25 protein-coding genes and 1 other annotated feature are annotated in these 22,146 nt (G+C 41.3%); all 25 genes read left to right on the top strand.

The window, feature by feature from the left end; all coding sequences use genetic code 11:
* The first annotated feature begins 82 nt into the window (after nt 1-82).
* On the top strand, nt 83-775 hold the full coding sequence (gene rplA / locus J7I90_RS19155; protein ID WP_048677868.1) for a 50S ribosomal protein L1: 693 nt from the start codon (nt 83-85) through the stop codon (nt 773-775).
* 50 nt (nt 776-825) lie between these two features.
* Nucleotides 826-976 (top strand) — a sequence feature (ribosomal protein L10 leader region).
* A 39-nt stretch (nt 977-1,015) separates the two neighbouring features.
* The gene (rplJ, locus tag J7I90_RS19150; protein ID WP_048677870.1) at nt 1,016-1,516 is read left to right on the top strand and encodes a 50S ribosomal protein L10; all 501 of its coding nucleotides are present in this window, start codon (nt 1,016-1,018) and stop codon (nt 1,514-1,516) included.
* Between the two features lie 62 nt (nt 1,517-1,578).
* Nucleotides 1,579-1,938, top strand: coding sequence for a 50S ribosomal protein L7/L12 (rplL, locus tag J7I90_RS19145; protein ID WP_048677872.1), 360 nt, complete (start codon nt 1,579-1,581; stop codon nt 1,936-1,938).
* Between the two features lie 193 nt (nt 1,939-2,131).
* Nucleotides 2,132-2,737, top strand: coding sequence for a class I SAM-dependent methyltransferase (locus J7I90_RS19140; RefSeq protein WP_214773336.1), 606 nt, complete (start codon nt 2,132-2,134; stop codon nt 2,735-2,737).
* Nucleotides 2,738-2,975: 238 nt separating this feature from the next.
* The gene (rpoB, locus tag J7I90_RS19135; RefSeq protein ID WP_048677874.1) at nt 2,976-6,545 is read left to right on the top strand and encodes a DNA-directed RNA polymerase subunit beta; all 3,570 of its coding nucleotides are present in this window, start codon (nt 2,976-2,978) and stop codon (nt 6,543-6,545) included.
* 185 nt (nt 6,546-6,730) lie between these two features.
* Entirely contained in the window at nt 6,731-10,327 is a 3,597-nt protein-coding gene (rpoC, locus tag J7I90_RS19130; RefSeq protein ID WP_053537043.1) for a DNA-directed RNA polymerase subunit beta', read from the top strand.
* Between the two features lie 292 nt (nt 10,328-10,619).
* Nucleotides 10,620-10,868, top strand: coding sequence for a 50S ribosomal protein L7ae-like protein (locus J7I90_RS19125; RefSeq protein WP_034305040.1), 249 nt, complete (start codon nt 10,620-10,622; stop codon nt 10,866-10,868).
* 104 nt (nt 10,869-10,972) lie between these two features.
* Complete coding sequence (gene rpsL / locus J7I90_RS19120; protein ID WP_034305038.1) at nt 10,973-11,395, top strand: 30S ribosomal protein S12; 423 nt, start codon at nt 10,973-10,975, stop codon at nt 11,393-11,395.
* Between the two features lie 41 nt (nt 11,396-11,436).
* On the top strand, nt 11,437-11,907 hold the full coding sequence (gene rpsG, locus J7I90_RS19115; protein ID WP_048677878.1) for a 30S ribosomal protein S7: 471 nt from the start codon (nt 11,437-11,439) through the stop codon (nt 11,905-11,907).
* 44 nt (nt 11,908-11,951) lie between these two features.
* Nucleotides 11,952-14,030, top strand: a complete 2,079-nt coding sequence (fusA, locus tag J7I90_RS19110) for an elongation factor G (protein WP_048677880.1) — start codon at nt 11,952-11,954, stop codon at nt 14,028-14,030.
* A 121-nt stretch (nt 14,031-14,151) separates the two neighbouring features.
* Entirely contained in the window at nt 14,152-15,339 is a 1,188-nt protein-coding gene (gene tuf / locus J7I90_RS19105) for an elongation factor Tu (protein ID WP_054398381.1), read from the top strand.
* Between the two features lie 410 nt (nt 15,340-15,749).
* Nucleotides 15,750-16,058: a 30S ribosomal protein S10 gene (gene rpsJ, locus J7I90_RS19100; RefSeq protein ID WP_019244375.1), complete on the top strand. Its 309-nt coding sequence runs from the start codon at nt 15,750-15,752 to the stop codon at nt 16,056-16,058.
* Between the two features lie 40 nt (nt 16,059-16,098).
* On the top strand, nt 16,099-16,728 hold the full coding sequence (gene rplC, locus J7I90_RS19095; protein ID WP_048677885.1) for a 50S ribosomal protein L3: 630 nt from the start codon (nt 16,099-16,101) through the stop codon (nt 16,726-16,728).
* 25 nt (nt 16,729-16,753) lie between these two features.
* Nucleotides 16,754-17,377: a 50S ribosomal protein L4 gene (gene rplD / locus J7I90_RS19090; protein ID WP_034305025.1), complete on the top strand. Its 624-nt coding sequence runs from the start codon at nt 16,754-16,756 to the stop codon at nt 17,375-17,377.
* On the top strand, nt 17,374-17,661 hold the full coding sequence (gene rplW, locus J7I90_RS19085; protein WP_170946989.1) for a 50S ribosomal protein L23: 288 nt from the start codon (nt 17,374-17,376) through the stop codon (nt 17,659-17,661). The genes rplD and rplW overlap by 4 nt, the downstream gene beginning before the upstream one ends.
* A gap of 26 nt (nt 17,662-17,687) precedes the next feature.
* Complete coding sequence (gene rplB / locus J7I90_RS19080) at nt 17,688-18,518, top strand: 50S ribosomal protein L2 (protein ID WP_034305021.1); 831 nt, start codon at nt 17,688-17,690, stop codon at nt 18,516-18,518.
* A 60-nt stretch (nt 18,519-18,578) separates the two neighbouring features.
* Nucleotides 18,579-18,857 (top strand): 30S ribosomal protein S19, encoded by a 279-nt coding sequence (rpsS, locus tag J7I90_RS19075; RefSeq protein ID WP_034305018.1) that lies wholly within the window; start codon nt 18,579-18,581, stop codon nt 18,855-18,857.
* Nucleotides 18,858-18,874: 17 nt separating this feature from the next.
* On the top strand, nt 18,875-19,216 hold the full coding sequence (gene rplV / locus J7I90_RS19070; protein WP_034305017.1) for a 50S ribosomal protein L22: 342 nt from the start codon (nt 18,875-18,877) through the stop codon (nt 19,214-19,216).
* A 3-nt stretch (nt 19,217-19,219) separates the two neighbouring features.
* Nucleotides 19,220-19,876, top strand: a complete 657-nt coding sequence (rpsC, locus tag J7I90_RS19065) for a 30S ribosomal protein S3 (RefSeq protein ID WP_034305014.1) — start codon at nt 19,220-19,222, stop codon at nt 19,874-19,876.
* Nucleotide 19,877: 1 nt separating this feature from the next.
* Nucleotides 19,878-20,312 (top strand): 50S ribosomal protein L16, encoded by a 435-nt coding sequence (rplP, locus tag J7I90_RS19060; protein WP_034305012.1) that lies wholly within the window; start codon nt 19,878-19,880, stop codon nt 20,310-20,312.
* Nucleotides 20,302-20,505, top strand: coding sequence for a 50S ribosomal protein L29 (gene rpmC / locus J7I90_RS19055; RefSeq protein ID WP_034305010.1), 204 nt, complete (start codon nt 20,302-20,304; stop codon nt 20,503-20,505). Before rplP ends, rpmC begins: the two co-directional genes overlap by 11 nt.
* A gap of 18 nt (nt 20,506-20,523) precedes the next feature.
* Nucleotides 20,524-20,787: a 30S ribosomal protein S17 gene (rpsQ, locus tag J7I90_RS19050; protein WP_048677887.1), complete on the top strand. Its 264-nt coding sequence runs from the start codon at nt 20,524-20,526 to the stop codon at nt 20,785-20,787.
* A 41-nt stretch (nt 20,788-20,828) separates the two neighbouring features.
* Nucleotides 20,829-21,197, top strand: coding sequence for a 50S ribosomal protein L14 (gene rplN / locus J7I90_RS19045; protein WP_034305005.1), 369 nt, complete (start codon nt 20,829-20,831; stop codon nt 21,195-21,197).
* 43 nt (nt 21,198-21,240) lie between these two features.
* The gene (gene rplX, locus J7I90_RS19040) at nt 21,241-21,552 is read left to right on the top strand and encodes a 50S ribosomal protein L24 (protein WP_034305002.1); all 312 of its coding nucleotides are present in this window, start codon (nt 21,241-21,243) and stop codon (nt 21,550-21,552) included.
* A gap of 29 nt (nt 21,553-21,581) precedes the next feature.
* Entirely contained in the window at nt 21,582-22,121 is a 540-nt protein-coding gene (gene rplE / locus J7I90_RS19035; protein WP_048677889.1) for a 50S ribosomal protein L5, read from the top strand.
* Nucleotides 22,122-22,146 lie beyond the last annotated feature (25 nt).

Raw genomic sequence — 22,146 nt, 5'->3', positions numbered from 1 at the left:
CTACGGGGTTGCGATTGATACTCGCAACCTTTATTCGTGGGAGGTCATTCCGTTAAAACCACAATTTAGGAGGATTTATATCATGGCTAAAAAAGGTAAAAAGTATCTTGAAGCAGCTAAGCTTGTAGAAGTTTCTAAGGCTTATGCTGTAACTGAAGCAATCGAAGTTGCTAAAAAAGCAAACTTCGCAAAATTCGATGCGACTGTTGAAGTTGCTTTCCGTTTAGGCGTAGACCCTAAGAAAGCTGACCAACAAATTCGTGGAGCTGTTGTTCTTCCGAATGGTACTGGTAAAACTCAACGCGTATTAGTATTCGCAAAAGGCGAAAAAGCAAAAGAAGCGGAAGCTGCTGGTGCTGACTACGTTGGCGAATCTGACTACATCAACAAAATCCAACAAGGATGGTTCGAATTCGATGTAATCGTTGCGACTCCAGACATGATGGGTGAAGTTGGTAAACTTGGCCGTGTATTAGGACCTAAAGGATTAATGCCTAACCCTAAAACTGGCACAGTAACTTTCGATGTAACGAAAGCTGTTAATGAAATCAAAGCTGGTAAAGTTGAATACCGCGTAGATAAAGCTGGTAACATCCACGCTCCAATCGGTAAAGTATCTTTCGAAGATGCTAAACTAGTGGAAAACTTCACTACTATCTATGATACATTATTGAAAGTTAAACCTGCGGCTGCTAAAGGAACTTACATGAAAAACGTTTCTGTAACAACTACAATGGGCCCTGGCGTGAAAGTTGATCCTTCTTCTTTCAAATAAATAATTGACATACCAAAACTATTATTGTTATAATAAGTTTTGTTGTGAATAAATGAATACTATTTGTACCGTAGACAGTAGGTGCTCATTACGAGCTTAATTCCCTGCCGAGGTAATTCGATAATAATAGTCCTTGACTATGACTTTTGAAATTACTGCCTTCATGTCTGCAATAGAGATGAAGGCTTTTTCTTTGAAACGGTATAAATGTTTTCAAGCAAATCTACAGGAGGTGTAAGGATGAACGCAATTATTGAACAAAAGCAAAAAATCGTTGCTGAGATTTCTGAAAAGTTAACTTCAAGCCAATCAACAGTAGTTGTTGACTACCGTGGATTGACTGTTGCAGAAGTAACAGAACTTCGTAAGCAACTTCGTGAAGCTGGCGTTGAGTTTAAAGTTTACAAAAACTCTATGACTCGCCGTGCTGCTGAAAGTGCTGAGCTTAGCGCTTTGAACGAATCATTAACAGGTCCAAACGCAATTGCATTCTCAACTGAAGATGTTATTGCGCCAGCAAAAATCCTTAACGATTTTGCGAAAAAACATGAAGCGTTAGAAATCAAAGCTGGAGTTATCGAAGGAAATGTTGCAACTGCTGAAGAAATTAAAGCTCTTGCAGAACTACCTTCACGCGAAGGCCTACTTTCAATGCTACTCAGCGTGCTACAAGCACCTATGCGCGGACTTGCTCTTGCTACAAAAGCTGTTGCAGAGCAAAAAGAAGAACAAGGCGCGTAAGCTAACCGCTTATTTAGCCTGCTGATTCAAAAAAAACCAACCATTTCGAGGAGGAAATAAAAATGACTAAAGATCAAATCATTGAAGCAGTTAAAAACATGACTGTTTTAGAATTAAACGACCTTGTAAAAGCAATCGAAGAAGAATTTGGCGTAACTGCTGCTGCACCTGTAGCTGTAGCTGCTGCTGGTGGCGCTGCTGCTGAAGAAAAAACTGAGTTTGATGTAGTTCTTACATCTGCTGGAGATCAAAAAATCAAAGTTATCAAAGCTGTACGTGAAGTTACAGGTCTTGGACTTAAAGAAGCAAAAGAACTTGTTGACAACACTCCAAAAGCAATCAAAGAAGGCGCTTCTAAAGAAGAAGCTGAAGAAATCAAAGCTAAACTTGAAGAAGTTGGAGCTGGCGTTGAAGTTAAGTAATCTTGCATAAACAAAAAGCTCGCTATCATTGGCGGGCTTTTTTTCTTCATTTTTAAAGAAATGACGGGAACTGGCCGTTAATGGTTTGGTAACGAGGATATCGTTACTGGACATTCCGGCGTGCAAGCATCCTTCTTCAATTCTCTTCTCTCATTAAATCTTCAATATTCCTTTCTGATAGGGGGAGATGACTCTGACAGAGCATTACTACTCACATAAACCGGATGTCGTAAGCAATCCGAAATTTTGGGATTTCACATTAAAGGGACGTACATTTCGCTTCAAAAGTGATAATGGTGTTTTTTCGAAAAAGGAAGTTGATTTCGGATCGCGTCTTTTGGTTGAGAGTTTCAACCTTCGTGAAGCTGTGGAAGGAAATATTCTCGATGTTGGTTGCGGGTATGGACCGATCGGAATATCGATTGCGGCAGCTTATCCCGATAGAACGATAGAAATGATTGATATAAATAGCCGGGCGGTTGAATTGTCAAAAGAGAATGCTGCTTCTAATGGGATCGCAAATGTGAAGATTTACGAAAGCGATCGTTTTGACAAAGTTGCCTCCAATCAATTCGCAGCGATTCTTACGAACCCTCCCATTCGCGCAGGTAAAAGTGTAGTCCACGAAATTTTGGAAGAAAGCTATCGCAGTTTGGTAGCTGGTGGAGAATTATGGGTTGTCATTCAAAAAAAACAAGGGGCTCCATCCGCAATGGATAAAATGGAGCAATTATTTGGAAAAGTTGAAGTGCCTGTTAAGAAAAAAGGTTACTATATACTATTATCCAAAAAGGTTTGACTCTAAATTTTTGCTATGTTAGTATTATAAAATGCATATATATAATTCCGTAACTATGCAATTTTTATACCATTGGTGTATAATCAATGGATAATATGGGAAAAATATATAAATAATAGTTCGTTTTATGAGAAATAGTGGTTTTTAAAATAAAAACCATTTTCTTTTTGTCTATGGAAATGATTCCTTTTCCGAGGCAAATGGATCCTTATAACGCTTGATTTAAGGGGTGAATCAGTTGACAGGTCAACTTGTTCAGTATGGACGACACCGCCAACGTAGAAGTTATGCAAGAATCAGTGAGGTTTTGGACCTTCCGAATCTGATTGAAATTCAAACAGCTTCTTATCAATGGTTTCTAGATGTAGGTTTAAAGGAAATGTTCCAGGATATTTCTCCTATTGAGGATTTTACAGGTAATTTATCGTTAGAATTCATCGATTACAGCTTAGCTGAGCCGAAGTATTCTGTGGAAGAAACAAAAGAACGCGATGTTACGTATTCTGCACCACTTCGTGTGAAAGTGCGCCTTGTTAACAAAGAAACAGGGGAAGTAAAAGACCAAGATGTATTTATGGGTGACTTCCCGCTGATGACTGAAACAGGTACATTTGTCATCAATGGTGCTGAACGGGTAATTGTATCCCAATTAGTGCGCTCACCGAGTGTTTACTACAATGGGAAAATGGATAAAAACGGTAAGCTTGGGTTCTCCGCGACCGTTATTCCTAACCGTGGCGCATGGCTCGAATACGAAACAGACGCCAAGGATGTTGTGTATGTTCGAATCGACCGCACCAGGAAATTACCGATCACGGTATTGATGCGTGCCCTTGGATTCGGAACTGATCAAGAAATCATCGATTTGATCGGTGACAACGAATACCTTCGCAACACTCTTGAAAAGGATAACACCGAGAGTGTGGAAAAAGCATTACTAGAAATCTATGAGCGTCTACGCCCAGGTGAACCGCCTACTGTCGAAAACGCGAAAAGTCTTTTAGTATCACGCTTTTTTGATCCGAAACGTTATGATTTAGCTAATGTAGGCCGTTATAAAATAAACAAAAAACTGCATATTAAGAACCGTTTATTCGGACAACGTATTGCAGAGACTTTGATTGATCCTGAAACGGGAGAAATCATTGTTGAAAAAGGTACAATGCTTGATCGTCGGACTCTTGATAGGATTCTGCCTCATATCGAAGGTGGAATTGGATTCAAAACATTCCATCCATCAGGTGGTGTAGTAGAGGAAGAAACTCTTCTTCAACCTATTAAAGTGTTTGCACCAAACGATGCTGAAGGCGAAAAAGTGATCAATATCATCGGTAATGCTTATGTGACCGACCAGGTCAAAAACATTACACCGGCTGATATCATTTCTTCCATCAGTTATTTCTTTAATTTATTGCATGGTGTGGGAATCACGGATGACATTGACCATTTAGGTAACCGTCGTCTGCGTTCCGTTGGTGAATTGCTGCAAAACCAATTCAGAATTGGTTTATCCCGTATGGAGCGTGTTGTCCGTGAAAGAATGTCCATTCAGGATACGAACACAATCACTCCACAACAACTAATCAACATTCGCCCGGTCATTGCATCCATTAAAGAGTTCTTTGGAAGTTCACAGCTTTCCCAGTTCATGGATCAAACGAACCCGTTGGCTGAGTTGACCCATAAACGTCGTCTATCTGCATTGGGACCTGGTGGTCTGACACGTGAGCGTGCTGGCTTTGAAGTACGTGACGTTCATTATTCCCACTATGGCCGCATGTGTCCGATTGAAACGCCTGAGGGACCGAATATTGGTTTGATTAACTCGTTATCCAGTTTTGCAAAGGTTAACCCATATGGCTTCATTGAAACACCATACCGCCGTGTGGACCCTGAAACAGGTAAAATTACAAGCCAAATCGATTACTTAACAGCTGATGAGGAAGATAACTATGTAGTTGCCCAAGCGAATGTACGACTGTCGGATGATGGCTCATTCCTTGATAACGATGTTGTTGCACGTTTCCGCGGTGAAAATACCGTTGTTCCGCGTGACCGTGTAGATTACATGGATGTATCTCCTAAACAGGTTGTATCTGCCGCGACTGCATGTATTCCTTTCTTGGAAAACGATGACTCCAACCGTGCCCTTATGGGAGCGAACATGCAACGTCAAGCAGTTCCTTTGCTTCAACCGGAAGCCCCTCGGGTAGGAACGGGTATGGAGTATGTTTCAGCGAAAGACTCCGGTGCTGCCGTAATCTGTAAACACCCTGGTATCGTAGAGCACGTTGAATCACGTGAAGTATGGGTACGTAGGGTAAGTGAAGTAGACGGGCAGCAGGTAAAAGGAAATCTTGATAAATATCGTCTATTAAAATTCATTCGTTCCAACCAAGGAACGTGCTATAATCAACGCCCTATCGTAAGCGTTGGCGACAACGTCGTAAAAGGTGAAATTCTTGCTGATGGTCCTTCAATGGAAAAAGGTGAGTTGGCACTTGGACGTAACGTATTGGTAGCCTTCATGACATGGGATGGATATAACTATGAAGATGCCATCATCATGAGTGAACGATTGGTTAAAGATGATGTGTACACTTCCATTCATATTGAAGAATATGAGTCTGAATCACGCGATACAAAATTAGGGCCTGAAGAAATCACACGTGATATCCCTAACGTAGGGGAAGATGCGCTTCGTAATCTTGATGAGCGCGGAATTATCCGTGTGGGTGCTGAAGTGAAAGACGGAGACCTTCTCGTTGGTAAAGTCACGCCTAAAGGTGTAACGGAACTGACTGCTGAGGAACGTTTATTACATGCAATCTTCGGTGAAAAAGCACGTGAAGTAAGGGATACATCACTTCGTGTACCTCACGGCGGCGGCGGAATCGTTCTTGATGTTAAAGTGTTTAACAGAGAAGACGGCGATGAACTGCCTCCTGGTGTAAACCAACTCGCACGTGTATATATCGTTCAAAAACGTAAAATCCATGAAGGCGATAAAATGGCCGGACGACATGGTAACAAAGGGGTAATCTCCAGGATTCTTCCTGAAGAAGATATGCCTTATCTACCGGACGGCACTCCAGTCGACATCATGTTAAACCCATTGGGTGTACCTTCACGTATGAACATCGGTCAGGTGTTGGAGCTACACTTAGGTATGGCTGCACGCGCACTTGGCATTCATGTAGCATCTCCTGTATTCGATGGTGCCACTGAGGAAGACGTTTGGGGTACGATTGAAGAAGCCGGTATGTCCCGTGATGCAAAAACTGTCCTTTATGATGGCCGTTCAGGTGAAGCATTCGATAACCGTGTATCAGTTGGTGTCATGTACATGATCAAACTGGCGCATATGGTCGATGATAAACTTCATGCACGTTCAACTGGACCTTACTCCCTTGTTACGCAGCAACCACTTGGTGGTAAAGCGCAATTTGGTGGACAGCGTTTCGGTGAGATGGAAGTATGGGCGCTTGAAGCTTATGGTGCCGCTTATACATTACAAGAAATCCTAACCGTTAAATCAGATGATGTCGTGGGCCGTGTTAAAACGTACGAAGCGATTGTCAAAGGTGAAAATGTCCCTGAACCAGGCGTTCCTGAGTCATTCAAAGTATTGATTAAGGAGCTTCAAAGTTTAGGATTGGATGTTAAAATCCTCAATGCCGAAGATCGTGAAATCGAAATGCGTGATTTGGAAGATGAAGATGAAGCCAACCAAGCAGACAAATTAAGCCTTGATTCAGAAACTAAAGATATGGTTGCTTCCGAAGTAGGGGCACCTGTCAAAGAATAAAATTAAATATAAACATATCCAGTTATATATTACCTGCTCTGACTGGCAGCGAGATGTTCATTAGAACATCATGCTGCCTTGTTAGAGCCTTATTGATTCAATCAACCATCATCCGGTGTAAGATTGCCTCATAACGTGACGGCAATCAAGGGTTAAACCTGGAGATTAAAAGGGAGGTAGGCCCCTTGTTAGACGTTAATAATTTTGAGTATATGAAAATTGGTCTTGCTTCACCAGACAAGATTCGTTCTTGGTCCCATGGAGAAGTTAAAAAACCAGAAACAATCAACTATCGTACGTTAAAGCCAGAAAAAGACGGTTTATTCTGTGAGAGAATTTTTGGACCTCAAAAGGACTGGGAATGTCATTGCGGAAAATATAAACGTGTTCGTTATAAAGGCGTAGTCTGTGACCGTTGTGGCGTTGAAGTCACCCGTGCTAAGGTGCGTCGTGAGCGTATGGGTCATATTGAGCTGGCAGCACCAGTTTCACACATATGGTATTTTAAAGGAATTCCTAGCCGTATGGGACTTGTTCTTGATATGTCTCCACGGGCTTTGGAAGAAGTTATTTACTTTGCATCTTACGTAGTAACTGAAACGGGCGATACGACTTTAGAAAAGAAACAGCTTCTTTCTGAAAAGGAATATCGTACATACCGTGAAAAATACGGTAAGAAATTCCAAGCTGCCATGGGTGCGGAAGCTATTAAGAAACTATTACAAGATATTGATACGGAAAAGGAAGTAGAGTCGTTGAAAGAGGAGCTTAAAACAGCCCAAGGACAACGCAGAACCCGTGCAATCAAACGCTTGGAAGTGCTTGAAGCATTCCGTAACTCCGGAAATGAGCCTTCATGGATGATCCTTGACGTGCTTCCGGTCATTCCACCGGAGCTTCGTCCTATGGTTCAACTTGATGGAGGACGTTTTGCCACATCTGATTTAAATGATTTATATCGCCGTGTTATCAACCGTAATAATCGGTTGAAAAGATTACTGGACCTTGGAGCACCAAGCATTATCGTTCAAAATGAGAAGCGTATGCTGCAAGAAGCTGTCGATGCTCTTATCGATAATGGCCGTCGTGGCCGTCCGGTAACTGGACCAGGTAACCGTCCGTTAAAATCTTTATCTCACATGTTAAAAGGTAAACAAGGTCGTTTCCGTCAAAACCTTCTTGGTAAACGTGTTGATTACTCTGGCCGTTCCGTTATCGTAGTCGGACCAAACCTAAAGATGTACCAATGTGGTCTTCCGAAAGAAATGGCGATTGAATTATTCAAACCATTCGTAATGAAGGAGCTTGTTCAAAGAGGTCTGGCGCATAACATCAAATCCGCTAAGCGCAAAATTGAACGTTTATCTCCTGAAATATGGGATGTCCTAGAAGAAGTCATTAGAGAACACCCAGTACTATTGAACCGTGCACCGACTCTTCATAGACTTGGGATCCAAGCATTTGAACCAACGTTGGTTGAAGGTCGCGCAATTCGTTTGCATCCGCTCGTATGTACAGCTTACAACGCTGACTTTGACGGTGACCAAATGGCGGTCCACGTTCCTCTATCTTCTGAAGCACAAGCCGAAGCACGCATGCTTATGCTTGCAGCACAGAACATTTTGAACCCTAAAGATGGTAAACCTGTCGTTACACCTTCTCAAGATATGGTATTAGGTAACTATTACTTAACGTTGGAAAGAGAAGGCGCTATCGGTGAGGGTATGATCTTTAAAGATACAAGTGAAGCATTACTTGCATACCAAAACGGATATGTACACTTACATTCCCGTTGTGCCGTACATGCATCGTCACTAAATAATGAAACATTCACTGAAGAACAAAACGGCCAACTTCTAATTACGACTGTTGGAAAATTGATCTTCAATGAAATTTTACCTAAATCATTCCCGTATATTAACGAACCGACACGTTATAATCTGGAAACCAAAACTCCAGAGAAATATTTTGTGGAAAAGGGCGCTAATATCCCTGAATTGATTAAGTCCCAACCTGCTATCGATCCTTTCAAGAAGAAAATTCTTGGAAATATCATCGCGGAAGTCTTTAAACGCTTTAAAATTACCGAAACATCCAAAATGCTTGACCGGATGAAAGATCTTGGATTCAAATATTCGACAAAAGCTGGTATTACCGTTGGTGTGGCTGATATTGTCGTTTTAAAAGAAAAACAAGAAATCATTACTGAGGCTCAAACCAAAGTGGATAACGTCTTGAAACAATTCAGACGCGGTCTTATTACTGAGGATGAGCGTTATGATCGCGTCATTTCGATTTGGAGTGCTGCCAAGGATACCATTCAGTCCAAACTTATGGACTCCCTGGACCGACGCAACCCAATCTTCATGATGAGTGATTCCGGTGCCCGTGGTAATGCTTCCAACTTTACGCAGCTTGCTGGTATGCGTGGTTTGATGGCCAACCCGGCTGGACGTATCATTGAATTACCGATCAAATCAAGTTTCCGTGAAGGTTTAACAGTGTTGGAGTACTTCATCTCTACACATGGTGCTCGTAAAGGTCTTGCCGATACAGCGCTTAAAACGGCCGATTCCGGTTACCTTACCCGTCGACTTGTTGACGTTGCCCAAGATGTCATCATCCGTGATGACGATTGTGGAACGGACCGCGGCTTGAAAATTTCAGCCTTGAGAGAGGGTACTGAAATAATTGAGCATCTTGAAGAGCGCCTAGTTGGCCGTTATGCAAGAAAAGCGATCAGACATCCAGAAACAAATGAAGTAATCGTGGCTGAAAATGATCTTATTACTGAAGATCTTGCTAACTATATTGAATCACTTGGAATCGAAACGGCATGGATTCGTTCTGCCTTTACATGTAACACCAGCCATGGTGTATGTAAAAAATGTTATGGTCGCAACTTGGCTACCGGTCAAGAAGTTGAAGTGGGCGAAGCAGTCGGTATCATTGCCGCTCAATCAATCGGAGAACCTGGTACACAGTTGACGATGCGTACATTCCATACAGGTGGGGTTGCTGGGGACGATATCACTCAAGGTCTTCCTCGTATCCAAGAAATATTTGAAGCAAGAAACCCTAAAGGTCAAGCTGTCATTTCCGAAATTGAAGGAACGATTGTTTCCATCAATGAAATCCGGGATAAACAACAGGAAATCGTCGTTCAAGGTGCTGTTGAATCACGCACATATACTGCGCCGTACACAGCACGTTTAAGAGTAACTGTCGATACACCTGTCCGTCGTGGTGAAGAGTTGACAGAGGGTTCCATCGATCCGAAAGAATTGCTGAAGGTTACAGACGTGCTTACTGTTCAGGAATACCTGCTTCATGAAGTTCAAAAAGTATACCGGATGCAAGGTGTTGAAATTGGTGATAAGCACATCGAGGTAATGGTTAGACAAATGATGCGTAAAGTCCGTGTGCTTGATGCAGGTGAAACTGAAGTGCTTCCAGGAACATTATTGGATGTCAACCAGTTCACTACTGCAAACACTGATGCATTGTTGACCAACAAATTACCGGCAACAGGCCGTCCTGTATTGCTAGGTATCACAAAAGCATCTCTTGAAACGGATTCCTTCTTGTCCGCCGCGTCATTCCAAGAAACAACTAGGGTCTTGACTGATGCAGCAATAAAAGGAAAACGTGATGAATTGCTTGGGCTTAAAGAAAATGTCATCATCGGTAAACTTGTCCCTGCAGGAACGGGAATGCTTAGATACAGAAAAGCAAACCCTGTCGTTGTTGACGAAAGTGCCGATACAGTAACAGTGGATTAATGGAAAAAGGACCAGCTCAATAATTTAAACTGAAAACCACACTCCCGTTTCCTATAGGAGATGAAGGATCAGAATTTATTGAGCTGGTCTCTCTTATTACTAAAGGCCGGCTGAAAAGCCTATGAGAATTTGATAATTTCCGTTTGGGCAAATTGAAAATCTTAATAGAATTATGTAAGGAAAACCTTTTGCTTGAATTATTTTTTTGAAAGAAGTTGACAGTATCCGACTTATAATGATACTATAGCAAAGGTGCTCCTATGTTACCCTGTAACTTTGGAGGATATGGACCATGTCTTATGAAAAAGTAATACAGGCAAAGTCAGTGATTATAGGGACGAAGCAAGCAGTTAGAGCTCTTAAAAACAATTTAATTCAAGAAGTTATCATCGCTGATGATGCAGATATATACTTGACTGGGCGTGTCGTTGAGACCGCCAAAGAATTGGATGTTCCTATCACATATGTTGATTCGATGAGAATGCTTGGCAAAGCATGTGGTATTGATGTCGGAGCAGCAACTGTTGCCATTAAAAAGTAAAAATGTTTTTGCAATAATATTTGCAAAGACTTTGTTTTTACCCATTTATGAACCACCTGGATGTGTGGTACTAGAAATGAAAACGTGAAGGGAGGAAAAATGTAATGCCTACTATTAATCAATTAGTGCGTAAAGGACGCGAGTCTAAAGAGGTTAATTCAAAATCTCCAGCACTTAACAAAGGCTACAACAGCTTTAAAAAAGCACAAACTAACGTATCATCTCCGCAAAAACGTGGTGTTTGCACTCGTGTGGGTACTATGACACCGAAAAAACCAAACTCCGCGTTACGTAAATATGCGCGTGTACGTTTAACAAACGGTATCGAGGTAACAGCTTATATCCCAGGTATCGGTCACAACCTACAAGAACACAGCGTGGTTCTTATCCGTGGCGGACGTGTAAAAGATTTACCAGGGGTACGTTACCATATCGTACGTGGTGCTCTTGATACAGCTGGAGTTAACAATCGTATGCAAGGCCGTTCTAAATACGGTACTAAGCGTCCGAAAGCAGCAAAAAAATAATCTAAAACCAAAATTGAACTTTCTTGAAAGGAGGAAATATAATGCCTCGTAAAGGACCTGTAACGAAAAGAGACGTATTACCAGATCCAATATATAATTCAAAACTTGTGACTCGCTTAATCAACAAATTAATGGTTGATGGACAAAGAGGTAAATCACAAAAAATTCTTTACTCTGCATTTGATTTAATCAAAGAACGTACTGGCAATGAGCCGATCGAAGTTTTCGATCAAGCACTTAAAAACATCATGCCTGTACTAGAAGTAAAAGCACGCCGTGTGGGTGGAGCTAACTACCAAGTACCAGTTGAGGTGCGTCCAGACCGTAAATCGACTCTAGGACTTCGTTGGTTAGTAAACTACTCTCGCCTTCGTGGAGAAAAAACGATGGAAGAGCGTTTAGCTTATGAAATCATGGATGCTGCCAACAATACTGGAGCAGCAGTTAAGAAACGTGAAGATACACACAAAATGGCTGAAGCCAACAAAGCTTTCGCTCATTATCGCTGGTAAGATTAATCACTATAAAATCCTTATAGAAGGAAGGAGAAAGACAAATGGCAAGAGAGTTCTCCTTAGCAAACACTCGTAATATCGGTATCATGGCTCACATCGATGCTGGTAAAACGACAACAACAGAACGTGTTCTATATTACACTGGTAAAATTCACAAAATTGGTGAAACGCACGAAGGTGCTTCACAAATGGACTGGATGGAACAGGAACAAGAACGCGGAATCACGATCACTTCCGCTGCAACAACTGCGCAGTGGAAAGGTCACCGTGTAAACATCATCGATACACCAGGACACGTAGACTTCACAGTTGAAGTTGAACGTTCTTTGCGCGTACTTGATGGAGCTGTAGCTGTACTTGATGCCCAATCAGGTGTTGAGCCTCAAACTGAAACGGTTTGGCGCCAAGCTACAACTTACGGTGTACCACGTGTCGTATTCGTAAATAAAATGGACAAAATCGGTGCAGACTTCTTGTATTCAGTTGGAACTATCCACGATCGTTTACAAGCTAACGCTCACCCAGTTCAGTTACCAATCGGAGCAGAGGATCAATTCTCTGCAATCATTGACCTAATTGAAATGAAAACTCATTTCTACGGTAATGACCTAGGAACTGATATCACTATCGGTGAAATTCCTGAAGAACACCGGGAATTAGCTGAAGAATACCGTGAAAAGTTAATTGAAGCAGTAGCAGAAGTTAATGAAGACTTAATGGAAAAATACCTTGGCGGCGAAGAAATCAGCATTGCTGAATTAAAAGCAGCCATCCGTACAGCAACCGTTAATGTTGAATTCTTCCCAGTTATCTGCGGATCGGCTTTCAAAAACAAAGGTGTTCAATTAATGCTTGATAACGTTATCGACTTCCTTCCTTCTCCATTGGATGTACCAGCTATCAAAGGTACATTACCGGATTCAGAAGATGAAGTTGAACGTCATTCAGATGATTCTGAACCGTTCTCTGCTTTAGCGTTTAAAGTTATGACTGACCCTTACGTTGGTAAACTTACATTCTTCCGTGTGTACTCTGGTACACTAGAATCAGGATCTTATGTAATCAACTCAACTAAAGGAAAACGTGAGCGTATTGGACGTATCCTTCAAATGCACGCAAACAGCCGTGAAGAAATTTCTACTGTATATGCAGGAGATATAGCAGCAGCCGTTGGTTTGAAAGATACTACAACTGGAGATACTCTATGTGATGACAAGAACCAAGTAATTCTTGAGTCCATGGTATTCCCAGAGCCAGTTATCTCTCTATCAGTTGAGCCGAAATCAAAAGCAGACCAAGACAAAATGTCTCAAGCTTTACAAAAGCTTCAAGATGAAGATCCAACATTCCGTGCGCATACTGACCAAGAAACTGGTCAAACGATCATCGCTGGTATGGGTGAACTTCACTTGGACATCCTTGTTGACCGTATGCGTCGCGAATTCAAAGTGGAAGCAAACGTTGGTGCTCCTCAAGTAGCATACCGTGAAACTTTCCGTGGTTCAGCTAAAGTTGAAGGTAAATTCGTTCGCCAATCTGGTGGTCGTGGACAATTCGGACACGTATGGATCGAATTTGGTCCAAACGAAGAAGGTAAAGGATTCGAATTTGAAAATGCTATCGTCGGTGGTGTAGTACCACGTGAATATATCCCTGCTGTACAAGCTGGATTAGTTGATTCACTTGACCGTGGTGTACTTGCTGGTTACCCGCTAGTCGACATCAAAGCTAAATTATTCGACGGATCTTACCATGACGTTGACTCCAATGAAATGGCATTTAAAATCGCTGCATCTATGGCACTTAAAAATGCGGCATCTAAATGTAGTCCTGTCATCCTTGAACCGATCATGAAAGTGGAAGTAGTTATTCCAGAAGATTACCTAGGCGACATCATGGGAGATATCACATCTCGTCGTGGTCGTGTAGAAGGTATGGAAGCTCGCGGCAACACGCAAATGGTTAAAGCGATGGTTCCACTATCTGAAATGTTCGGATATGCTACATCTTTACGTTCTAACACTCAAGGACGCGGAACATTCTCTATGCACTTCGATCATTATGAAGAAGTACCTAAGAGCATTTCTGAAGAAATCATCAAAAAAAATAAAGGTGAATAATTGATTTTCATCTCTTATTAAAGTATAACTATCTTATGTAAGCTGTGATGGAAGAATTAGTCTTCTTTCACAGCCCCTATATACTTAATTTTTTATTTATAATTTTAAGGAGGAATTCCTAATGGGAAAAGCTAAATTTGATCGTTCAAAACCGCACGTTAACGTTGGAACAATTGGTCACGTTGACCATGGTAAAACAACTCTAACTGCTGCAATCACAACTGTACTTGCTAAATCTGGTGGAGCTGAAGCTCGCGCTTATGACCAAATTGATGGTGCTCCAGAAGAAAGAGAACGTGGTATCACAATCTCTACTGCACACGTTGAGTACGAAACAGCTACTCGTCACTATGCACACGTTGACTGCCCAGGACATGCTGACTATGTTAAAAACATGATCACAGGTGCTGCACAAATGGACGGCGGAATCCTAGTAGTATCTGCTGCTGATGGCCCAATGCCACAAACTCGTGAGCACATCCTTCTTTCTCGTCAAGTAGGTGTACCATACCTAGTAGTATTCATGAACAAATGCGACATGGTAGATGACGAAGAACTTCTTGAATTAGTAGAAATGGAAATCCGTGATCTACTATCTGAATACGAATTCCCTGGCGATGACATTCCAGTTATCAAAGGATCTGCCCTAAAAGCTCTTCAAGGAGAAGCTGCTTGGGAAGAAAAAATTCATGAATTAATGACAGCTGTTGACGAGTACATCCCAGAACCAACTCGTGACACTGACAAGCCATTCATGATGCCAGTTGAGGATGTATTCTCAATCACTGGTCGTGGAACAGTTGCAACTGGTCGTGTTGAGCGTGGACAAGTTAAAGTCGGTGACGTTGTTGACATCATCGGTTTCAACGAAGAGTCTAAACCAACAACTGTAACTGGTGTTGAAATGTTCCGTAAACTTCTTGACTATGCTGAAGCTGGTGACAACATCGGTGCACTTCTTCGTGGTGTATCCCGTGAAGATATCCAACGTGGACAAGTTCTTGCTAAACCAAGCACTATCACTCCACACACAAAGTTCAAAGCTGAAGTTTATGTTCTTTCTAAAGAAGAAGGTGGACGTCACACTCCATTCTTTACAAACTACCGTCCTCAGTTCTACTTCCGTACAACTGACGTAACTGGTATTTGTAACCTTCCTGAAGGCGTAGAAATGGTTATGCCTGGAGACAACATCGAAATGACTGTAGAACTTATCGCTCCAATCGCTATCGAAGAAGGTACTAAATTCTCTATCCGTGAGGGTGGACGTACTGTAGGCGCTGGCGTAGTTGCTACAATCCAAGAATAATTGATTGATAAAACAATATTGGAAGGGACGCCTTCCGGAAGAAGCAGATGGGACGCCATCTGCTTCTTTTCTTTTTGTAAAGAATATTCATTCTTTCTTCTATAATAACTGGAGTTTATTTAATGGGTTTCTTGATAATTTCAAATGAAGAAAATGGATACGAAAGACCGCGTAGAATGTACTTGTAAATACTTGTGATAGTATGTATAATAATAAAAGTGTGTTGCACAAGAAAAAATCTAAGTTTGACTTGCATTTCACTTGTGTTATATGTATAATAGACAATGTTGGTCTTTGACTGCGATGATATGGAAGGTTGCTGACACACCCGGCCGCTTTGCCATGGCGAGTGTGTGGGAAATTTCCATTGAGAAGGTCTATTTTAAAATAGGCGAAAAGGAGGGAAAATTATGGCAAAACAAAAAATTCGTATCCGTTTAAAAGCATATGATCACAGAATCCTTGATCAATCTGCTGAGAAAATTGTTGAAACTGCAAAACGTTCTGGTGCGGCTGTATCTGGTCCGATTCCATTACCTACTGAAAGATCGGTTTACACGATCCTACGTGCGGTTCATAAATACAAAGATTCTCGCGAACAATTCGAAATGCGTACGCATAAACGTCTAATCGACATCGTTAATCCAACTCCACAAACAGTTGATTCATTGATGCGTTTAGATTTACCGTCAGGCGTTGACATTGAAATCAAATTATAATTCATATAAATATGAACAATTACTCTAGGAGGTGTGACTTATGACCAAAGGAATCTTAGGAAGAAAAATCGGTATGACTCAAGTTTTTGCTGAAAACGGTGAACTTATTCCGGTAACAGTTATCGAAGCTGCTAATAACGTGGTTCTTCAAAAGAAAACTGTTGAAACTGATGGCTATGAAGCAGTTCAAGTTGGTTTTGAAAACAAACGTGAAAAGCTTTCTAACAAACCTGAAAAGGGCCATGTTGAAAAAGCAAATACTACTCCTAAGCGCTTCATTCGCGAATTCCGCGGAACGGATCTTACTGAATATGAGATCGGTCAAGAAGTCAATGTTAGTATTTTCGCTGAAGGCGATTTAGTAGATGTATCAGGAATTTCAAAAGGTAAAGGTTTCCAAGGCTCTATCAAGCGTCATGGACAATCTCGCGGACCTATGTCTCATGGTTCTCGTTACCACCGTCGCCCAGGTTCAATGGGTCCTGTAGCTCCAAACCGCGTATTCAAAGGTAAACTTTTACCAGGACGTATGGGTGGAGATCAAATCACTGTTCAAAACTTAGCTATCGTTAAAGTTGATGTTGAACGTAACCTACTATTGATCAAAGGTAATGTACCTGGTGCTAGAAAAGCATTGATCAAAGTTAAATCTGCTGTTAAAGCAAAGTAATTTCTGAGAAAGGAGGAGCAATAGAATGCCAAAAGTTACATTGTTCAACCAAACAGGTTCACAAGTTGGCGACATCGAACTAAATGAATCCATCTTTGGTATCGAACCTAATAATCACGTATTATTTGAAGCAATCATCATGCAACGAGCTTCCTTACGTCAAGGAACTCATAAAGTTAAAAACCGTTCTGAAGTTGCAGGCGGTGGACGTAAACCTTGGAAACAAAAAGGAACTGGACGTGCGCGTCAAGGTTCTATCCGTTCTCCACAATGGCGTGGCGGTGGCGTTGTTTTTGGACCAACTCCAAGATCTTACGCTTACAAGCTACCTAAAAAGGTACGTCGTTTAGCTATTAAATCTGCATTGTCTGCAAAGGCATTGGAAGAGAACATTTTGGTACTTGAAAGCTTGTCTTTCGAAGCTCCAAAAACAAAAGAGTTTGTAGCGGTACTTAAAAACCTTTCTGTAGATACTAAAACGTTAGTCGTTACTGACGGTTTAGATGAGAAAGTTGCTCTTTCTGCACGTAACATCCCTGGTGTTACTGTAGTTGAAGCTGATGGTCTTAATGTTCTTGATGTTGTTTCACACAACAAATTGATCTTGACTAAATCAGCTGTCGAAAAAGTAGAGGAGGTGCTTGCATAATGGATGCACGCGATATCATTAAGCGCCCCGTAATCACTGAACGCTCTTCAGACATAATGGCTGAAAAGAAATATACTTTTGAAGTTGATGTTAGAGCTAATAAAACTCAAGTTAAAGATGCTGTTCAAGAAATTTTCGGCGTTAAAGTTGAGAAAGTAAACATCATGAACTACAAAGGTAAATTCAAACGCATGGGCAAACATGCAGGCTATACTAACAAGCGCCGTAAAGCTATTGTTAAATTAACTGCTGACAGCAAAGAAATCGAGCTATTCGAGGCTTAATTCATTAGAGAAGGAGGGAAATACAAATGGCGATTAAGAAGTATAAACCTACCTCTAACGGTCGACGTAATATGACAACTTCCGATTTTGCTGAGATCACTACAGACAAACCGGAAAAATCATTACTTGCTCCTTTACACAGCAAAGGCGGCCGTAATAACCAAGGTAAGTTAACAGTTCGTCATCAAGGTGGCGGCCACAAGCGTCAATACCGTATCATCGATTTCAAACGGAATAAAGATGGTATACCAGGACGCGTTGCTACTATTGAGTACGATCCAAATCGTTCTGCAAACATTGCATTAATTAATTACGTTGATGGAGAAAAACGTTATATCCTAGCTCCGAAAAACCTAGAAGTAGGTTTGGAAGTTATGTCAGGTCCAGAAGCTGACATCAAAGTGGGTAACGCACTACCTCTAATTAACATCCCAGTTGGTACAGTAATTCATAACATCGAGCTTAAACCAGGAAAAGGTGGACAATTAGTCCGTTCAGCAGGTACATCTGCTCAAGTACTTGGTAAAGAAGGCCGTTATGTACTTGTACGTTTAAACTCAGGTGAGGTTCGTATGATTCTTGCTACTTGCCGTGCTTCAATCGGTCAAGTCGGTAATGAACAACATGAACTTATCAACATTGGTAAAGCTGGCCGTAACCGTTGGTTAGGTAAACGCCCAACAGTTCGTGGATCTGTAATGAACCCGAATGATCACCCACACGGTGGTGGTGAAGGTAAAGCGCCAATCGGACGTAAATCACCAATGTCTCCATGGGGTAAACCTACTCTTGGATTCAAAACTCGTAAGAAGAAAAATAAATCCGATAAATTTATCGTACGTCGTCGTAAAAAATAACGGGATTGAGCTACGGTTCATAAATAGAACCGTAGAACAGTCACGAAGGGAGGTACTCGCATGGGTCGTAGCTTAAAAAAAGGACCTTTTGTTGATGATCATTTATTGGTAAAAGTTGAAAAATTAAATGAAGCTGACAAGAAACAGGTAGTAAAAACTTGGTCTCGTCGCTCAACAATCTTCCCGCAATTCATCGGACACACAATCGCCGTTTATGACGGTCGTAAGCACGTGCCGGTTTATGTAACAGAAGATATGGTAGGTCACAAACTAGGCGAATTCGCGCCTACACGCACTTATAAAGGTCACGCAAGTGATGACAAGAAAACAAGACGTTAATGAGAGGAGGGCATCTCATGCAAGCTAAAGCTGTCGCTAAAACAGTTCGTATTGCTCCTCGTAAAGTGCGTTTAGTCGCAGATTTAATTCGAGGAAAACAAGTAGGTGAAGCAGTGGCGATTCTTCGCTTAACACCAAAATCTGCTTCTCCAGTCGTAGAAAAAATTCTGAAATCTGCTATCGCAAATGCAGAACATAACTACGAAATGGATATTAATAACCTAGTCGTTTCAGAAGCATACGTTAATGAAGGACCAACATTAAAACGTTTCCGTCCTCGCGCTCAAGGTCGTGCGAGTGCAATTAACAAACGTACTAGTCATATTACAATCGTTGTATCAGAAAAGAAGGAGGGGTAATCTGTGGGTCAAAAGGTAAATCCAATCGGTATGCGTATCGGGATAATCCGTGACTGGGAATCCAAATGGTACGCTGATAAAGACTACGCAGTTCTTTTGCATGAAGACATCAAAGTTCGTGAATATATCGCGAAACGTCTAAATGATGCTTCTGTTTCAAAAGTTGAAATCGAGCGTGCAGCTAACCGTATCAATGTATCTGTCCACACTGCTAAACCAGGAATGGTTATCGGTAAAGGCGGTACTGAGGTCGAAGCACTTCGTAAAGCTTTGAACCAGTTGACTGGCAAAAGAGTTCATATCAATATCATCGAAATTAAAAGAGCAGATCTTGACGCAAAATTGGTTGCAGAAAACATCGCTCGTCAATTAGAAAACCGTGTTTCATTCCGTCGTGCTCAAAAGCAAGCTATCCAACGTACTATGCGTTCTGGAGCAAAAGGAATCAAAACTCAAGTTTCTGGTCGTCTTGGCGGTGCTGATATTGCTCGTGCTGAACATTACAGCGAAGGAACAGTTCCACTTCACACACTTCGTGCAGACATAGACTATGCTCATGCTGAAGCAGATACTACTTACGGTAAGCTAGGCGTGAAAGTTTGGATCTACCGTGGAGAAGTTCTTCCTACTAAGAAGAAATCTGAGGAAGGAGGAAAATAATATGTTATTGCCAAAACGCGTAAAATACCGTCGTGAACACCGCGGTAAGATGAGAGGGATGGCTAAGGGCGGCACTGAAGTTCACTTCGGAGAATTTGGACTTCAAGCTCAAGAAGCTTCCTGGATCACGAACCGCCAAATCGAAGCAGCTCGTATTGCGATGACTCGTTATATGAAACGTGGAGGTAAAGTTTGGATCAAAATCTTCCCAAGCAAACCTTACACAGCTAAGCCGCTTGAAGTACGGATGGGTTCCGGTAAAGGTGCTCCTGAAGGATGGGTAGCAGTTGTTAAACCGGGCAAAGTCATGTTTGAAATCTCTGGTGTATCTGAAGAGGTGGCAAGAGAAGCATTGCGCCTTGCAGCACACAAACTTCCAATCAAATGCAAGTTTGTAAAAAGAGAGGAAATTGGTGGTGAAACAAATGAAAGCTAATGAAATCAAAGATCTAACCACTGCTGAAATTGAACAAAAACTAAAATCTCTTAAAGAAGAACTATTTAATCTTCGTTTCCAGTTAGCTACTGGACAACTTGAAAATACAGCTCGCATCCGTGAAGTTCGCAAATCGATTGCTCGTATGAAAACAGTTGTTCGTCAAAGAGAAATCGGTGTCACTAATCGATAATGAATGGAGGTTTGCAGAATGAGCGAACGCAACCAACGCAAAATCTACACTGGACGCGTAGTATCCGACAAAATGGATAAAACAGTTACAGTTGTTGTAGAGACCTATAAAAAGCATTCTTTATACGGTAAACGCGTGAAATATTCTAAAAAGTTTAAAGCTCATGACGAGCTAAACGAAGCTAAAGCAGGCGACGTAGTACGTATCATGGAAACTCGTCCACTTTCAGCTACAAAACGCTTCCGTCTTGTAGAAGTAGTAGAAAAAGCAGTAATCATTTAATCTAGTTCGGATTAAGCTAATTCCGAAGGGAGGTACCGTACATGATTCAACAAGAATCTCGTTTAAAAGTCGCTGACAATTCAGGTGCTCGTGAAGTGCTAACAATTAAAGTCCTAGGTGGTTCAGGCCGTAAGACTGCAAACATCGGTGATATCATCGTTTGTACAGTTAAACAGGCAACACCAGGAGGCGTTGTTAAAAAAGGTGAAGTCGTTAAGGCTGTTGTTGTCCGTACAAAACGTGGTATGCGTCGTCCTGACGGTTCTTACATTCGTTTCGATGAAAACGCATGTGTAATTATCCGTGACGATAAGAGCCCACGTGGAACTCGTATTTTTGGACCTGTTGCTCGTGAATTACGTGACAATAGTTTCATGAAGATCGTTTCTCTTGCTCCAGAAGTTCTATAATATGTAAAATTTGTATAAAGCCTTTCAAGGAGGTGCCAAGCTAATGCATGTTAAAAAAGGTGACAAAGTCGTAGTCATCTCTGGTAAGGACAAAGGCAAACAAGGAACAATTCTTTCTGCATATCCGAAACAAAATCGTGTACTTGTTGAAGGAATTAACATCGTGAAAAAGCATTCAAAGCCATCTCAACTTAATCCACAAGGTGGAATTATCAGTAAAGAAGCTGCTATTCACGTATCCAATGTAATGCCACTTGATCCTAAATCAGGTAAACCGACTCGTGTTGGATATAAGATCGAAAATGGTAAAAAAGTACGCGTAGCTAAAATATCAGGTGAATCTTTAGATAAATAAGTCATAAATGAAGGGAGGTACACTAAGCAATGAGCCGCCTTAAAGAAAAATTCAAAAGTGAAATTACACCATCATTGATGGGTAAATTCAACTATCAATCAGTAATGCAAGTACCAAACATTGAGAAAATCGTTATTAACATGGGTGTGGGTGACGCAGTTTCTAACTCGAAAGCTTTAGATACAGCAGTTGAAGAACTTACATTGATCACTGGTCAAAAACCCGTTATAACAAAAGCAAAAAAATCAATCGCAGGTTTCCGTTTGCGTGAAGGTATGCCTATCGGAGCGAAAGTTACATTACGTGGTGAGCGTATGTATCAATTCCTTGATAAGCTAGTATCTGTATCTTTACCGCGTGTACGTGATTTCCGTGGCGTTTCAAAGAAATCCTTTGACGGACGTGGAAACTATACATTAGGCGTTAAAGAACAACTTATCTTCCCTGAGATTGATTACGATAAAGTGAGCAAAGTTCGTGGTATGGACATCGTTATCGTAACGACTGCCAACACTGACGAAGAAGCTCGTGAACTACTTACTCAAGTTGGAATGCCGTTCCAAAAGTAATCTCTAAATAAAGGGAGGCGAAATC

Source organism: Bacillus sp. ISL-57, from assembly GCF_018613135.1.
GTDB lineage: Bacteria > Bacillota > Bacilli > Bacillales > DSM-1321 > Peribacillus > Peribacillus frigoritolerans.
This window is presented reverse-complemented; position numbering and strand designations above follow the sequence as displayed.

Bases quoted from the DNA above. Each gene is read 5' to 3' on its own strand.
- rplA (WP_048677868.1), top strand. From the start codon at position 83: ATGGCTAAAAAAGGTAAAAAGTATCTTGAAGCAGCTAAGCTTGTAGAA.
- rplJ (WP_048677870.1), top strand. From the start codon at position 1,016: ATGAACGCAATTATTGAACAAAAGCAAAAAATCGTTGCTGAGATTTCT.
- rplL (WP_048677872.1), top strand. From the start codon at position 1,579: ATGACTAAAGATCAAATCATTGAAGCAGTTAAAAACATGACTGTTTTA.
- J7I90_RS19125 (WP_034305040.1), top strand. From the start codon at position 10,620: ATGTCTTATGAAAAAGTAATACAGGCAAAGTCAGTGATTATAGGGACG.
- rpsL (WP_034305038.1), top strand. From the start codon at position 10,973: ATGCCTACTATTAATCAATTAGTGCGTAAAGGACGCGAGTCTAAAGAG.
- rpsG (WP_048677878.1), top strand. From the start codon at position 11,437: ATGCCTCGTAAAGGACCTGTAACGAAAAGAGACGTATTACCAGATCCA.
- fusA (WP_048677880.1), top strand. From the start codon at position 11,952: ATGGCAAGAGAGTTCTCCTTAGCAAACACTCGTAATATCGGTATCATG.
- tuf (WP_054398381.1), top strand. From the start codon at position 14,152: ATGGGAAAAGCTAAATTTGATCGTTCAAAACCGCACGTTAACGTTGGA.
- rpsJ (WP_019244375.1), top strand. From the start codon at position 15,750: ATGGCAAAACAAAAAATTCGTATCCGTTTAAAAGCATATGATCACAGA.
- rplC (WP_048677885.1), top strand. From the start codon at position 16,099: ATGACCAAAGGAATCTTAGGAAGAAAAATCGGTATGACTCAAGTTTTT.
- rplD (WP_034305025.1), top strand. From the start codon at position 16,754: ATGCCAAAAGTTACATTGTTCAACCAAACAGGTTCACAAGTTGGCGAC.
- rplB (WP_034305021.1), top strand. From the start codon at position 17,688: ATGGCGATTAAGAAGTATAAACCTACCTCTAACGGTCGACGTAATATG.
- rpsS (WP_034305018.1), top strand. From the start codon at position 18,579: ATGGGTCGTAGCTTAAAAAAAGGACCTTTTGTTGATGATCATTTATTG.
- rplV (WP_034305017.1), top strand. From the start codon at position 18,875: ATGCAAGCTAAAGCTGTCGCTAAAACAGTTCGTATTGCTCCTCGTAAA.
- rplP (WP_034305012.1), top strand. From the start codon at position 19,878: ATGTTATTGCCAAAACGCGTAAAATACCGTCGTGAACACCGCGGTAAG.
- rpmC (WP_034305010.1), top strand. From the start codon at position 20,302: ATGAAAGCTAATGAAATCAAAGATCTAACCACTGCTGAAATTGAACAA.
- rpsQ (WP_048677887.1), top strand. From the start codon at position 20,524: ATGAGCGAACGCAACCAACGCAAAATCTACACTGGACGCGTAGTATCC.
- rplN (WP_034305005.1), top strand. From the start codon at position 20,829: ATGATTCAACAAGAATCTCGTTTAAAAGTCGCTGACAATTCAGGTGCT.
- rplX (WP_034305002.1), top strand. From the start codon at position 21,241: ATGCATGTTAAAAAAGGTGACAAAGTCGTAGTCATCTCTGGTAAGGAC.
- rplE (WP_048677889.1), top strand. From the start codon at position 21,582: ATGAGCCGCCTTAAAGAAAAATTCAAAAGTGAAATTACACCATCATTG.